Source organism: Mycoplasmopsis anatis, from assembly GCF_900660655.1.
Taxonomy (GTDB): Bacteria; Bacillota_I; Bacilli_A; order Mycoplasmatales; family Metamycoplasmataceae; genus Mycoplasmopsis; species Mycoplasmopsis anatis.
Map to the genome: position 1 here is coordinate 171,077 of NZ_LR215035.1, position 15,044 is coordinate 186,120.

Here is a 15,044-nt window from a genome sequence, read left to right on the forward strand (position 1 = left end):
TTAATTCTTTCTTATTTGTTCACTTTTTACGCTTCTAAAGTTCTTTTTATTTTTATCATTGTTTAGAAAATCGTTATAAAATTCTTCTAGAACCGCATCAACTTTTCCTTCAACTAAGTCAACTCCAGTAACTATAACGTCAATAAATTGTCCAATTTTGAATTTTCTATTACTTGAAGCTAAAACAGTCATAGTTTCATTAGCTTCATATTCGCCGTCAAGTAATGTGCTTTTGTGAACAAGTGCATCAGTTTTATTTGGAAATTCAATAAACATTCCAAATTTAGTAACACTAATAATTTGAGCATGAAATTTTTGACCGATTTTATTCTTAAAATATTCAGCATAAAATAAATCATTTGAATTACGTTCAATATCAACGCTTGATTGCTCCATTGAAGAGTTTTGATTTGCAATTCCTTCGATAATGTCATTAAAATGACTTAATTTATCCATATTTTTATTAAACACTAATTCTCTTAAAATTCTGTGAATCATTAAATCTGGATATCTACGAATTGGGCTAGTAAAGTGGCAATAAAATTCGCTTGCCAAACCAAAGTGTCCAATATTTATTGAAGTATATTTAGCTTTTTGCATTGTCCTTAAGAATAAAAGTTTTATGAATTCATCATATTTATATTTTTTAATTTCAGTAGCGATTTGTGCAAATTTTATTGGGTCTAAAATTCCCTGAGGTTTTTTAAATGGTATATCTAACACATTTAAAACATTCTCTAAGTTTGATAGTTTTTCTTCGTCAGGTGCATCATGAACACGATACATAACTGGAAGTTTTTTACTTGTTAAAAATTCAGCAACTTGTTCGTTAGCTCTAACCATAAAATCTTCAATTAATACTTCAGAAACTCCCCGTTCACCAACAACAATATCTTTTACTGTCCCATCTTCGTTAAGATAAATTTTTGGTTCTTCAATTTCAAAATCAATGTAACCTTGCCTAGTTTTGTATTCGTGAAGAATTTTTGAAAGTTCATATGAAAGATTGATCATATTTGTTAATTCTACATTCTCATTTAATAAAGTTTTCTCTTCCAAAAACTTGTTAACTTGTTTGTATGTTAAACGATATTTACTTTGGATTATTGATGGAAAAATTTCAGTTTTAACATTATTTCCGTTTCTATCAATTTCCATTAAGGCACTAATTGCAAATCTATCTTCATGTGGATTTAATGAACAAATTCCATTAGAAAGTTCAAAAGGTAGCATTGGAATAACTCTGTCAGCAAGGTAGATACTTGTTCCTCTTTTCAAGGCTTCTTTGTCAATTTCAGAGTTTTCGGTAACGTAATATGAAACGTCAGCAATGTGCACTCCAAGAAGATAATTTCCGTTTTCTAACCTTTTAACATTAACTGCGTCATCAAAATCTTTAGTATCATCACCATCAATTGTAACAATTAGTTCATTTCTAAGATCGATTCTATTTTCAAAGTTTTCATTTTCAATACTTTTAGGAATTTCTTTTAGCTCACTATCCATAACTGAGCTAAATTCTTTAGGAACTTTAACTTTTTCTAAAAAAGCTTTAAAAAAAACTTTTGGATCAGTCTTATTTGTGATAATTTCTTCAATAGTTACATAAATAAAATCACCTTGGATTTTAGAAATTTTGGCAATAACTAAATCATTAATTTTAGCGTTAACTTTAACATCAGAAATACGATATTTAGCGTTATTAAATTTATTATCAAGTGGTTTAAAATCTACAAAAGAGTTTTTTGAAACTAAAAAACCTATTAATTCTTCAGTTTTACGCTCAATAATATTAGTAATTACACCAAAAGTTTTTTCTTTAGTTTTATCTTCGAAGAAAACTTTAACGTGAACTAAGTCATCATGCATTGCGCTATTAAAAAAATACTTGGCAACAAAACAGTCACGAATTTCTTCTGCTGGAATTAACTCATTTTCATTTAATTCAGTTACAAAACCGAATTTCCCAGTTGAATTAATTTTTAAAACTCCATCAAATTCATCATGTAAAATCGGTGTGTAATATTCACCGTCTCAATTCTTAAATATTTTTAATTCAGCTTCAAGCTCGATCAAAGCTTTACTTACATTTTTATTTTCACTAGGCAAAAATTTTAATTTTCTAACTAATTGAACAAAATTAATTGGTCCAAATTTGTTAATAATCTCAAAAATTTCAGTTTTAATATTTTTTTTATCCATAAAACTATAAGAAAATTCTAATTAAAATGCTTGCTAAAAGTAAAAGAATACCAAAACCAAACATTGAATATTTAAGAATTTTCTTAAACCCTCTCTCCTTTGAAGTTTTAAATAACTCTAAATCTCCAGAACCAACTAAAGCTCCAGAAAAGGCATTAGAATCAGGTGACATAATAAATGAAATTATTATAATAATTACTGAAATAATTAATAAAACAATAGTTAAAATTAACATTTTCCTCCTATTCAAGTATTTTTAAATTTTACACTTTTTTATCCATATTAAAACTTATTCATTTATATTATATATGAGAGTTTTTGATTTAAAAATTGAGTATTTTTGTGTTTTCTTAAGATTGCTTTAGTTTTCGATTTTGGTTAGGAATAAAAATTGTGTCTATACACAGAAATTATTCGTCTTTTATTTAATTATTTACAATTATGGTAGAATTTATATGAATAAAAAGTGTGTCTAGACACAGAAATTATTCGTGGAGTGTAAAATGATTATTGAAAGAAAGCAATATTTAGATAAATTAATTAGAAAAAAAGATAATGGAAGAATTAAAGTTATAACAGGGATTAGAAGATGTGGGAAATCATTTTTACTTTTTGATCTTTATAAAAATTATTTGTTACAAAATAATATAACTGATGAGCAAATAATCGAGATCGCACTTGATAATATCGATTTCTTAGAATATCGTGATCCATTTAAGTTAAATGATTTTATTAAAAGTAAAATTAATGATGATAAAAAATATTACATTTTTATTGATGAAATTCAATTTTGTACAGAAGTTGATAATCCTTATCTTAAATATAGTGAAGAAAAAATTACATTTGTTGATATTTTATTATCCTTAATGAAGGATAAAAGATTAGATATTTATGTAACTGGAAACAACTCAAAAATGCTTTCAAAAAATGTTTTAACTCAATTTAGAGATCGTGGAGATGAAATTCACGTTTTCCCTCTATCTTTTAGTGAATTTTCTTCATTTTATTATGATAAAAATATTGCATGAGAAGAATATGTCCTCTATGGTGGAATGCCTTATGTTTTACAACTAGAAACTTTTGAAGAAAAGAGCCAATATCTTAAAAATTTGTTTGATGAAACTTACATTAAGGATGTAATTGAAAGAAATAAAATAAATAATGAAGCTCAAAATTTAGATATTTTATTAAACTTTGTTTCTTCTTCAGTAGGATCATTAACTAACCCAAATAAATTATCTAATAGATTTGCTTCTGAACAAAAAGTCAACATTTCAAATAATACTATTTTTAACTATTTAAGTTATTTTGAAGAGTCTTACGTCTTGTATTGTGCTAAAAGATATGACATTAAAGGTTCTAAATATTTTTCTACACCTAATAAATATTATTTTGCTGATATAGGTCTTAGAAATGCACTATTAAACTTCAGACAAGTTGAAGAAACTCACCTGATGGAAAATATTATTTTCAATGATTTATTAAGACGTGGGTTTAATGTTGATGTTGGTGTAGTTGAATCATTTAGAAAAATTGATGGTAAAACAGAAAGAAAAACATTAGAAATTGACTTTGTTATAAATAAAGGAAATAAAAGATATTATATTCAATCTGCTTTTGCACTAAATAACCAAGAAAAAATTGAACAAGAGAGAAATTCACTAAGAAAAATTGATGATTCATTCAAGAAAATCATTATTGTAAAAGATAATATTATTCCTCGATATGACGAATTAGGAATATATTATGTAGGAGTAAAAGATTTCTTGTTAGATGATAAATTTTTTGATTAGTTATTTTATTAACTAAATGTTTATTTATTTTCATACATATTTTAAACAAGTTAAAAAAAGCCTCTTTAAACTTTTGTGTTTCATTTTAAGATTTTACATTGTAATATCTAAAAACTTGTTCCCTTAAATGTAAAAGTTGTTATACAGATAAGAGTTTATTTAATACAAACAATGCTTCAATGTTCTATTACACTTCCTCTTATATAGTTTATGTATATGTTTATAATATGTTTAATTAAGTATCTATACAAATTTAACAGAATTTTAGACATTGAACGATTTCATATATAAAGATATTTATTTTTAATTATTGAAAGGAATTAAAAATATGAAAAAACTTATCGAAAAACATCTGAAGAAAATTATTTTTTCACATTTTATTTGTGGATTGATAATGACTATAGTCTTCATTGGAATTTTAATAAAATTAAAAAATGGTAATGATATTATTACAAAATTTAAATTAAATAAACTAGATATTATATTTCTTGCATTTTTCGTATTTTTTCATTTAATAATATTTATTTGTATTGTTAAATACAATAGTTTTAGTTTATCGATGGTTTTCTTATTTATTCCATCAATTCCTTTAAATATCATATTTTTTGACATTTATTTAATTAAAAAATTTCCTTTTCATTTTTATAAAGAGACTAATAAAATAGATATTAATGATGTTTTATTAAATTATTGTGATAAATATTCTACTAAATCAAACGATAATAAAGATAATAAACAAGTCAATGATGAAGACAATTATAAGAAGGGAATGGTTTTTGAATATCAAATAATTAACGAATATATCGAATTAGGTTATGAAGTAAAATGAAATGCCTTATTAAGGGAAAAAGATAATGGAATTGATTTAATTGCTAAAAATAAAGATACATTAATTTTTATACAATGTAAAAATCATTCAAATGAACCAAATCAAAAAGATATAAGAGCTTTTTTTGCAGATTCAATTTGAAAGAAATATTTTATAGATCGCAAAAAAGGAGATTTAAGTAAATATGAAAAATTAGAAATTGTTTTTATATATAGCAATAAGACTGATAATTCAATATCAAATTGAGTTAAATATCATAGACAATTTAATTATGAAAATACGAAAATTGATGTGTATGAAAAATGCATTGAATGAGATTCTAAAAAGTACCATATGAACTATAAAATACCAGAATTTAATCCTGATAAGTGAATTAGTAAAAAAGACATGAATAACAACTAAAAGAAGTTTATATTTGTATATGAATTATGATTTTATAAAAAATATTAAAACTAACAAAAAACATTTATTAATATAAAATTTAAATATGAAAAATAATACATTAAAATTTGCCTCAATTGATATTGGTGGAACTAATACAAGATTTGCGATTTTTGAGAATGATAAAATTATTAAAAAAATAAGATTCTCAACTGATCAAAATGATTATAAAAAAACATTAAATAAAATTTGTGACTTACTTAATGAATACAATATCTCTGGTGTTGGTATTTGTATTCCAGGACCTGCTGATTATGAAAATGGGATTATTTTAACTAGTCCGAATTTACAAGGATGAAATGGTAAGGATATAAAAAAATATATTTTAGAACATTCTAATATTTCAGAAATTGCATTTGAAAATGATGCTAATGTTATGGCTCTTTCAAATCATGTAGAATTTAATCAAGGGATGAACGATATTACTCAATTTTTTACCATTTCAACCGGTTTAGGTGCTGGTTTAGTATTAAATAACAAAATTTTTACTGGTTCTAAATACCTAGCTCAAGAAATTGCTAGAGCACCAATTGCCCCTATATCAGAACCTGGATTCCATCTGCCAGAGTACTCACTTGAATTATTTTGCTCTGGAACTGGATTTTCACTAAGATATGAAAAAGCAACAAACTTGAAGAAAACAACTAAGGAAATTTGTGATGCTTACCTAGCTAAAAATGATAATGTTGCTTATAAAATTATTTCTGAAGGAATTGAAGTTCTTGCTAGATTAATTTCAATTTCAATTGCTTTTGTTAATCCAAATTTAATATCATTTGGTGGATCAGTAACTGAATTTAATAAATGATTTGTTGAAGAAGCAATACAAAGAGCAAGAAGTTGAACTGAAGAAAATCAATTTAACAATGTTAAATTTGTTTTTGATAAAAATGGTGATGATTCAGCTCTATTCGGACTAAATTATTTAATTAAATCTAAATTTGCTGAAAAATAATAGAGGTTAGTATGATTAGAAAATTATTTATTCAAGAGAAATTTCTTAAAAAAATTAGAGAAGGTAAAAAAACTATAGAGATGAGGTTAAATGATCCTCGTAGACATAACTTAAAAGAAGGAATGGTTCTTAAACTTGAAAATATTGATGATAACAAAGATATTCAACTAATTGAAATCACGAAAATTAATAAGTATAAGAATTTTGACGAGTTATATAAATGCGAGGATCCTATTTTACTTGGATATGATTGTGCTGAAGAAGCTAATCCAAATGATATGCTATACTTTTATTCTAGAGAAAAACAGGATGAATGAGGAGTTATTGCCATCCACTTTAATATAGTTAATTTTAGTTTTGATTTAGTTGACACTTTCATTTTTGATATGGATGGAACAAGCCTAAACTCTAAAGGACTAGTAAGTAACGAAAATAAGGAGGCTTTTGCAAAGCTTAAATCATTAAATAAAAATATTATTGTTGCAACTGGGCGTCCTCATTATACAGCTTTTGATTGAATTCCTCATATTGGTACTGATTTACCTATCATCACAGCTAATGGTTCAATGATTTATGATCACAAGAATAAAAAAATGTTACATTTCGAATCAATACCAAAAGATGAAGCTAAATTAATTTATAGATTTTTACATGAATTAGAATATGATTTTTTAGTTTATACAACAGTTGGAATTTTAGGTAATAATGCAAATAAAACTGATTTTTTTGTGAAGTCAAATTACAAGACAAGAATACCAGAATTTTACCAAGAAGGTTATTTTATAGATCAAATAGACAACTATGATGTTACTAAATTTTTAGTTATAACCACAAGTAACTCACAAAGAATACTAAATTCAGTATTTGATTTTATGAGTGAGTGTAAAGGTTCGTACATAGTTCAATCTCAGTGAAATATGGTGGATATTCAAAGCAAAAAAGCATCTAAAGGAAATGGACTTAAATTTCTACTTAAAGAATTAAATTTAGATATAAATAGAACAATTTCCTTTGGTGATGCAGATAATGACATTAGCAACTTTGATGTAACCAAATTCTCTGTAGCGATGAAAGAAGCTTCTAGCGAAGTAAAAAGTGCTGCAGTTCTTCAAACCAAAAGTAATGATGAACCTTGAATAAATGATTTTATTGAAAAATATTCAAAATAAATTATCGAATTTAAGTTTATTAAATTAACATGTTTAAAAATAGTTGTAAAATAATAACGGGAATGATGTTCTCCCTGTTGGATTAAACAAACCGCATTTTTAATGCTAATGACGTCTACGACTTTTTTGTCGTAGGCGTTTTATTTATAAGGAGGTAGAAATGAGTGGATTTATATTTTCATTAGGAATAATAATTCTTCTGGGTTTTATAATTGGTTGAATTTTATCAAAAATTAAAATTCCAGGTTTAGCTGGAATGATATTATTTGGAATCATTATTGGACCGTACATGTTAAATTTAATTAGTAAGCAGATGTTAGATCTTTCAGATCAATTTAGACAAATTGCCTTGGTTATAATTTTAACTAGAAGTGGACTAAATTTAGATATTAAAAAATTACTTAAAATTGGTCATAGTGCAATTTTAATGTGTTTTTTACCAGCTAGTTTTGAGATAGCTGCTATTACAGTAATTGGACATTTTTTATTAGGAATAAGCTTTGTTGAATCAGCAATGCTTGGAGCAGTTCTATCGGCAGTTTCTCCTGCTGTGGTATCACCCAGAATGATTAATTTAATTAATAAAAATATCGGAACTGACAAACAAATTCCGCAGGTTATTTTAGCCGGTGCTTCGTTTGATGATATTTATGTAATTGTATTATTTTATAGTTTCTTAAATATTGCGACAAGCAGTAGCTTCTCAGCACTTAGTTTATTAAAAATCCCAACAAGTTTAATTACAGGTATTGTTGTTGGAGTTGTTTTTGGAATTTTTGTTGGTAAACTTTTTGTGTTCTTAACAAAAGAAAAAGTCTTAAAAGTTATCTTAATTTTTGGCATTAATGTACTATTTTTATATTTTGAATATTTAATAAATCAAATGAATTGAAATTCATTTAGTTATAATGCTTTGATTTCTGTGCTAGTGTTTAATATAACAATTTTTATTATTAATAAAGAAAAAGTAAAAGAAACTAGCGACACTTTTAATTATCTTTGGATAGTATTTGAGATTATTTTATTTGTTTTAGTAGGTGCTAAGCTTCAAATTAAGACATTAAACTCAAATATATTACAAATGATTTTAACAATCTTTATTGGTTTATTTTTTAGAGCAATTGCAGTATATTTATGTTTTATCAATACTAATTTAAATATTAAAGAAAGAATCTTTTGTGTCATTGCTTTCATGCCTAAAGCTACAGTTCAAGCTTCAATTGGTAGTGTTGCACAAAGTAAAGGAGTTGACCCTAATGGTGTTATATTAGCCACTTCAATATTAAGTATTTTAATTACAGCACCTCTTTTTGCCTTTTTAATTGATTTTAGTTCTAAAAGATTATTAATCACTCCAAAAAACATTTCTAAATGAAATATATAAATAATATCTATCAAAAAATACTAATATGTAAAAAATAGTGTAGAATTAAAGAACATTTATATTAACATTGATTATTATAAATTGATGTTTATAATGCGGTTTTTTACCATTATTATGTTTTATTATTTAAAAAAATTTTTATGGTATAATTCTAAAGCATTTAATAACATATACTTATTGAAATTAAAATTAACGTAAAAGGAGAAGCAATGAGACAAACTACAATCGTAAATAAAGAAAATGCTGATAAAAAGTGATTTGTAATCGATGCTGAAGGTCAAGTTCTTGGTCGTTTAGCAGCACAAGTTGCTACAATTTTAAGAGGAAAAAACAAACCTACATTTACACCTAATGCAGATATGGGTGATTATGTTATTGTTGTAAACGCAGAAAAAGTTGTTTTAACAGCTAAGAAAGAAGATGATAAAGTTTACTACTCACACTCAGGATACATGGGCGGATTAAAATCAATCACTGCAGCTAAATTAAGAGCTAAAAAACCAACAGCATTAGTTGAAAAAGCTGTTCACGGAATGATTCCACACACAAAATTAGGTGACAAACAACGTCGTAATCTTTTTGTGTACGCAGGACCAGAACACAAACATGAAGCACAACAACCAGTTAGAATTGAGGTTAAATAATTATGGCTAAATCATTAGAATATCGTGGATTAGGAAGAAGAAAATCTTCAGTAGCTCGTGTAATTTTAAGACCAGGTAAAGGTAAATTTGTTATCAATGGTCGTGAAGCTTTAGAATATTTAACATCTGAATTATATTTAAAAGATGCTAGCCAACCATTTGTTTTTACAGAAACAACTGGACAATTTGATGTTAGTGTTAAAGTTGCTGGTGGTGGATTAAATGGACAAGCTGGTGCTATTCGTCTTGGAATCGCTAGAGCATTACTTGAAGCTAGTGAAGATTACCGTGGAAAATTAAAAGCTACTGGTATGTTAACTAGAGATGCACGTGCTAAAGAACGTAAAAAACCAGGTCTTCGTGCAGCTCGTCGTGCAAGACAATTCTCTAAACGTTAATTTTCAAATAATTTTATATCTATTTTACTTTTTTATGGTATAATAGGTATACATTTGCGAGCGTAGCTCAGCTGGTTAGAGCACACGACTGATAATCGTGAGGTCGATGGTTCAAGTCCATTCGTTCGCACCATTTCATTAAGTTGACCAAATAGCCTTAAGGCTATTTTTTATTTCCAGTTTTTTCCACAATTTTCAAAAATGCAAAAATAATATATAATTATTAAACATTTATACAAAAAGGAGATAAAATGAACCAAAAAAATGTAAAAAAAGACCGTTTTTTATTCGCTATTGACCTTGATGGAACTACACTCCAATCAAGTGAAACATGCGAAATTCATGATCAAACAATAGCTGCGATTAAAAGAGCTAAAGATGAAGGTCATGTTGTATGTATTTTGACAGGTAGACCTTGAAGAAGTACTAAATTTATTTATGATGAATTGGGCCTAGACACTGTAGTAGGAAACTATAATGGTGCTCACATTCACCACCCATATGATGATTCATTTATACCTTATGTTAAATATCTTAACTTAAATGAAGCTTTATATATATTAGGTGACGAAAAAGTTAAAAGCGAAGTTACTAATATTGCTTTTGAAGGACCAGATTGAGTTCAACTTCAAAATCGTGATGTTGATCTTGAAAAAGTTTTCGGTTTTACTTCAACTTCTAAATTCAAAGAAGGCCTTGACTTATATAAAATTCCATTGATGCCAACAGGAATTATTTTTGATGTTAAAAAAACAACAAACCCTGAAGAACTTAGAACATATTTAAAGACCCGTTATGGTGATTTAGCAGAATTTTCATATTGATCAAAAGGTGATGGACTTACTCCAGTTTTTGATATGACTAACATAACTGCTAATAAAGGTAAAACACTAAGTATGTTGATAAGATATTACGATGTAGATGTTGATCATACTGTTGCTATAGGTGATGGTTTTAACGATGTCCCTATGTTTAAGGTTGCTAATATTTCAGTAGCTATGGGAAATGCAGAAAATAGCGTTAAAAAGTATGCAACTATAAGAATTAATAAAACCAATAAAGAAGGTGGAGTTGGTTGATATATCAATAAATTCTTAGATAATCCTGAGAAAGAAATTAAAAGAAGTAAAGAAAAGAAAATAGCGATGAACAATCCTAAGATTGATGAATAATGAGATATTATGATTCATTACATGAAGTAGATTTAGAACAAAAATATATCATTGGAGTTGACGAAACAGGTGTAGGAGACTATTTTACACCTCTAATATCATGTGCAGCTCTGGTTCCAATAGAAAACATTGAAAGACTAAAGAAATTAGGAGTTAAAGATTCTAAAGAATTAAGTGATATTCAAATAATAAAAATGGCACCAGATGTTTTAAAGCTTATTAAAACAAGTGTTTATAAACTATCTCAAACTGGTTATAATTCACTAACTAAGAAATATAACACTAATGAATTAAAATTTTTTAGTCATATTAAAGCAATTAATCTACTAATTAATAAAGTTGATACCAAACCTAATTTAATAATAATTGATAAATATTCAACAACCAACTCTATATTAAAATATCATAACAAAATAATGGTTCAAGATAATTGAGCAGAATTGAAAAATATAGACTGTGATGTTTTATTAATTTCTAAAGCTGAAAAAATTCATATATCAGTAGCTGCTGCCTCAATAATAGCAAGATACAAATTACTTGAGTATATGAAAGAGCAAGAAAAAGAGTGAAATTTTATTTTTCCTTTAGGTGCAAATCATGAAGTTAAGGAAAAAGTTAAGGAATTTGTTCAAATCTATGGTGAGAAAAAATTAAAAAATGTATGCAAATTAAATTTCAAGATCTAAAGCATTTTTGCTTTTTTCTTTTTTAAAAAAAATCAACATTAAGTTGATCTTTTATCCTATTCTAGTGTATAAAGTGTATCATGTAGGTAATGTTCAAGCAGTTTCTAATTTGTTCAATATCACTAAAGTGAGCAATATTATAATCACCATTAAAACAGTAAAATCAATTCAAGTAATTCTTAGTATTCTATAGTTTGTTCTTTTTGCATAAGGATCATATCCTCTTGTTTCCATGGCATTACTTAGTTCTTCTGCTTTATTAAATGCAGAAACAAATATCGGTATTATTAAAGTGGTCATAGAAATAACTTTTTCTTTAAGTTTCCCGTTCTTAAAATCAACACCACGACTAGATTGAGCTTTCATAATTCTGTTTGCTTCATCTAACAAGGTTGGAATAAATCTAAGTGCTATTGAAATAATCATTGCAAAGATGTGTACTTTAACACCGATGAATTTCAATGGGTATAGTAATCCTTCGATTCCTTTAGTTAATAAAATTGGTTTAGTTGTATTAGTTAATAATGAAGTTAACAAAATCATTATGTAAATTCTAATAAATAGTGAAATTGACAGCGTGATAGCTTCATATGTGATAGCTATTCCTTTAGCAGGTCAAATTAATACCTTAAAATCTGGGTATTTTGTAATAATGTTATTAAATTCTCAAACATTATTCACTTCATTGAATGTTCCTGATTCAGCATATTTTATAGAGTAAATATTAATAAGCAATATAAAAACAGAAATTACAAATGGTAATTTAATAAGTTTTATGGTAGATCAAATTCTTTTATTAGCAATCATAAAAACTAAAACTACTGGTATAGTTAGAATTAATAAGTCAATTAGATATTTTGAAATAAATAATAAAACAAAATATAAAATTAAAAAAAGTATTTTGATTCTTGGATCAATTCTGTGCATAAATGAATTTCCAGGAATGTACCGACCAAATAAACTATTCATCGTTACCTCCATTTAAATATTCTGCTAATTGATCAATATTTCTAACTTTAGGAATCTTGAATCCATTTTCTTCTAATTTATCAATAAATTGAAATAACTTGGGAGGTTGCATGTCATTTTCTAATAAAAATTTTGTGTCTCTTAAAACATCATAGGTATCACCATCGCGAACAATTTTTCCTGACTTGAATAAAAGACATCTTTTTGAGTGATTCAAAATATTATCCATGTCATGCGAAACATTAATGATGGTTTTTCCCTGATTGTTTAATCTAGTAAAAATATCTAAAATTTCCTTAACCCCAACCGGATCTAATCCTGCAGTTGGTTCATCTACTACTAAAAAATCAGGTTCCATAGCTAGTATTCCTGCAATAGCTACCCTTCTTTTTTGACCTCCGGATAGTTCAAATGGTGATCTATTCATATATTCTTTAGTGAGTCCAACAAGTTCTAGGTATTGTTCTGCTTTTTTATAAGCTTCTTCTTTAGACATTCCAAATGAAATAGGCCCAAAGGCAATATCATCACAAATTTTATCTTTGAATAATTGATATTCAGCGAATTGAAAAACTACTCCAACTCTTTTTCTAAGTTGTTTAGCTTTTTTTATTTGTCTAGTTTTTGTTTTTGAGTGCACGATTATATTATCTATAAAAGAAACATCGCTTTTTGATTTTTTATCGTATTTTGTGTTGGAAAATACTCACTCAATTGTTCCACCATCAGGAAGGAGTAAAGCGTTTAAGTGCTCAATGAATGTAGTCTTACCTGAACCTGTTTGTCCAATAATGCCAACATATTCACCTTGTTCAATATTTGCAGAAACATTATCTAAAGCTTTAAAAACTAATGGTGTTTTTTTGTTGAAAATGTGAGTTAATTCTTTGATTTTAATTTGCATAATTGTTCAATTAACTCCTTTTCATCATATGTTGTTTCAACACCCTTAATTTTTTGGCTAAGCTTAAAAATAAAAGGGGAATCGATTTTTGCTAATTCAATAATTTCATTGTTATTTAATATTTCTTTAGGTGATCCTTGAGCAATTAATTCACCTTGACTAAAAACAAGACAATAATCTGCTAAAATTGCCTCATCCATGTCGTGAGTGATTGAAATTAAAGTCTTTTTCCTTGTTGATTGAAGCTCTTTAATAATGTCTAAAACCATTGATTTACCTTTTGGATCCAACATTGATGTGACTTCATCAAAAATAATTATTTCTGGGTTCAAAGCTAAAACTGAAGCTATAGCAACCCTTTGTTTTTGTCCACCACTAAGAAACTCAGGTTCTCGATCAAGGTAATTTAACATTCCAACCTTATTTGCGTATTTTTCAACTAACGGTCTCATTTCATTAGTTGGAACTTGATTGTTTTCAAGCCCAAAGGCAATATCATCTTCCACAGTTGAACCTATAAATTGACTATCAGGATTTTGAAAAATGATACCAACCTTTTCACGTATTTTTTTCTTCGTTTCACGTGAGTACTCTATCCCGTCAACACTAATAGTTCCGCTATTTGGTTTGATCAATGCAGACATTATTTTAGATAAAGTGCTCTTACCTGACCCATTGTGTCCTAAAATAGCAACATATTGACCAGTCTCAATTTTAAATGAAACATTTTTTAAAACTGGTGGCAATGAACTGCTATAACCAAAAGTAATATTTTTTAATTCAATCATAGATATTATTATACCAATATTCTATGATACGTACTTAATTTTAAGATTTAAACTTACTGATTATATTTTCCTTTATCATTGATTTTATAGGTTCAAAAGTTTTTCTATGAAATTGAGTATATCCATGTTTTTTTATAGCCTCTATATGTGCTTTGGTGCCGTAACCATAGTTATCATCTCATTTAAATTCTGGATATGTTTTTGACAATTCGCTCATGAAATTATCCCTAGTCACTTTGGCTAAAATACTAGCAGCAGCAATAGTTAGTGATTTGCTATCGCCTTTAACTAAATTAATCTCTTTTATATTATCATTCCCTAAATTAATCTTTTCAAAATCTGTTAAAATTAAATCAATTTTATCAAGAAATGGAATTATAGCTTTTTGCATACCGAATATGGATGATTGCTTAGGATTTAATTTTTCGACTTGTTCAACGTCAATAAAAACTATCTTATAAAATAAGCAATCTTTAAGTATCTGTTGATATATTGCTTCTCGTTTATTTTTAGTTAATTTTTTTGAATCATCAATATTATTATTAACATAGTTTTTTGGAAGGATTACACTTGCAACAACCATAGGTCCAGCAATACACCCTCTACCAACTTCATCAACTCCAATAATATTATTGAATTCATTTCATAATTCTGTTTCAATTTTATTCATTTTATAATTTATTATATGCATATTTTGCTAATACATGAAA

15 protein-coding genes, 1 tRNA gene and 1 riboswitch are annotated in these 15,044 nt (G+C 26.7%); of the genes, 10 read left to right on the top strand and 6 right to left on the bottom strand.

Annotation, left to right across the window (positions count from 1 at the left end; genetic code table 4):
* Complete coding sequence (rnr, locus tag EXC66_RS00785) at window positions 1–2,202, bottom strand: ribonuclease R (RefSeq protein WP_006886515.1); 2,202 nt, start codon at window positions 2,200–2,202, stop codon at window positions 1–3.
* A gap of 4 nt (window positions 2,203–2,206) precedes the next feature.
* The gene (gene secG / locus EXC66_RS00790; protein ID WP_006886516.1) at window positions 2,207–2,437 is read right to left on the bottom strand and encodes a preprotein translocase subunit SecG; all 231 of its coding nucleotides are present in this window, start codon (window positions 2,435–2,437) and stop codon (window positions 2,207–2,209) included.
* 268 nt (window positions 2,438–2,705) lie between these two features.
* Here secG and EXC66_RS00795 point away from each other — a divergent pair, with 268 nt between their 5' ends.
* From EXC66_RS00795 to EXC66_RS00840, 10 genes are all read left to right on the top strand, one after another.
* Complete coding sequence (locus EXC66_RS00795) at window positions 2,706–3,995, top strand: ATP-binding protein (RefSeq protein ID WP_006886517.1); 1,290 nt, start codon at window positions 2,706–2,708, stop codon at window positions 3,993–3,995.
* Window positions 3,996–4,323: 328 nt separating this feature from the next.
* The gene (locus EXC66_RS00800) at window positions 4,324–5,226 is read left to right on the top strand and encodes a restriction endonuclease (protein WP_006886518.1); all 903 of its coding nucleotides are present in this window, start codon (window positions 4,324–4,326) and stop codon (window positions 5,224–5,226) included.
* Window positions 5,227–5,311: 85 nt separating this feature from the next.
* Window positions 5,312–6,220 carry an ROK family protein gene (locus EXC66_RS00805; protein ID WP_006886519.1) on the top strand — a complete coding sequence of 303 codons (909 nt, stop codon included), beginning with the start codon at window positions 5,312–5,314 and terminating at the stop codon, window positions 6,218–6,220.
* 11 nt (window positions 6,221–6,231) lie between these two features.
* Window positions 6,232–7,389, top strand: coding sequence for a Cof-type HAD-IIB family hydrolase (locus EXC66_RS00810; protein ID WP_006886520.1), 1,158 nt, complete (start codon window positions 6,232–6,234; stop codon window positions 7,387–7,389).
* 49 nt (window positions 7,390–7,438) lie between these two features.
* Window positions 7,439–7,514, top strand: a riboswitch (Fluoride riboswitch).
* Between the two features lie 35 nt (window positions 7,515–7,549).
* Window positions 7,550–8,773: a cation:proton antiporter domain-containing protein gene (locus EXC66_RS00815; RefSeq protein WP_006886521.1), complete on the top strand. Its 1,224-nt coding sequence runs from the start codon at window positions 7,550–7,552 to the stop codon at window positions 8,771–8,773.
* Window positions 8,774–8,982: 209 nt separating this feature from the next.
* Window positions 8,983–9,417 (top strand): 50S ribosomal protein L13, encoded by a 435-nt coding sequence (gene rplM, locus EXC66_RS00820; protein WP_006886522.1) that lies wholly within the window; start codon window positions 8,983–8,985, stop codon window positions 9,415–9,417.
* A gap of 2 nt (window positions 9,418–9,419) precedes the next feature.
* Complete coding sequence (rpsI, locus tag EXC66_RS00825; RefSeq protein ID WP_006886523.1) at window positions 9,420–9,815, top strand: 30S ribosomal protein S9; 396 nt, start codon at window positions 9,420–9,422, stop codon at window positions 9,813–9,815.
* Window positions 9,816–9,871: 56 nt separating this feature from the next.
* Window positions 9,872–9,948 (top strand) — tRNA-Ile (locus EXC66_RS00830).
* Between the two features lie 118 nt (window positions 9,949–10,066).
* A complete protein-coding gene (locus EXC66_RS00835; protein ID WP_006886524.1) occupies window positions 10,067–10,987 on the top strand; it encodes a Cof-type HAD-IIB family hydrolase in 921 nt (306 codons plus the stop codon).
* On the top strand, window positions 10,987–11,673 hold the full coding sequence (locus tag EXC66_RS00840; protein WP_006886525.1) for a ribonuclease HIII: 687 nt from the start codon (window positions 10,987–10,989) through the stop codon (window positions 11,671–11,673). Before EXC66_RS00835 ends, EXC66_RS00840 begins: the two co-directional genes overlap by 1 nt.
* Before the next feature lie 51 nt (window positions 11,674–11,724).
* Here EXC66_RS00840 and EXC66_RS00845 read toward each other — a convergent pair whose 3' ends face one another.
* From EXC66_RS00845 to EXC66_RS00860, 4 genes are read right to left on the bottom strand one after another with little or no spacing between them, the layout of a single operon-like run.
* On the bottom strand, window positions 11,725–12,642 hold the full coding sequence (locus EXC66_RS00845; RefSeq protein WP_006886526.1) for an energy-coupling factor transporter transmembrane component T family protein: 918 nt from the start codon (window positions 12,640–12,642) through the stop codon (window positions 11,725–11,727).
* The gene (locus EXC66_RS00850; RefSeq protein ID WP_006886527.1) at window positions 12,635–13,546 is read right to left on the bottom strand and encodes an energy-coupling factor transporter ATPase; all 912 of its coding nucleotides are present in this window, start codon (window positions 13,544–13,546) and stop codon (window positions 12,635–12,637) included. The genes EXC66_RS00845 and EXC66_RS00850 overlap by 8 nt, the downstream gene beginning before the upstream one ends.
* Window positions 13,522–14,334 carry an energy-coupling factor transporter ATPase gene (locus EXC66_RS00855; protein ID WP_006886528.1) on the bottom strand — a complete coding sequence of 271 codons (813 nt, stop codon included), beginning with the start codon at window positions 14,332–14,334 and terminating at the stop codon, window positions 13,522–13,524. Before EXC66_RS00855 ends, EXC66_RS00850 begins: the two co-directional genes overlap by 25 nt.
* Window positions 14,335–14,374: 40 nt before the next feature.
* Window positions 14,375–15,004 carry a ribonuclease HII gene (locus tag EXC66_RS00860; RefSeq protein WP_040544377.1) on the bottom strand — a complete coding sequence of 210 codons (630 nt, stop codon included), beginning with the start codon at window positions 15,002–15,004 and terminating at the stop codon, window positions 14,375–14,377.
* Between the last annotated feature and the right edge of the window lie 40 nt (window positions 15,005–15,044).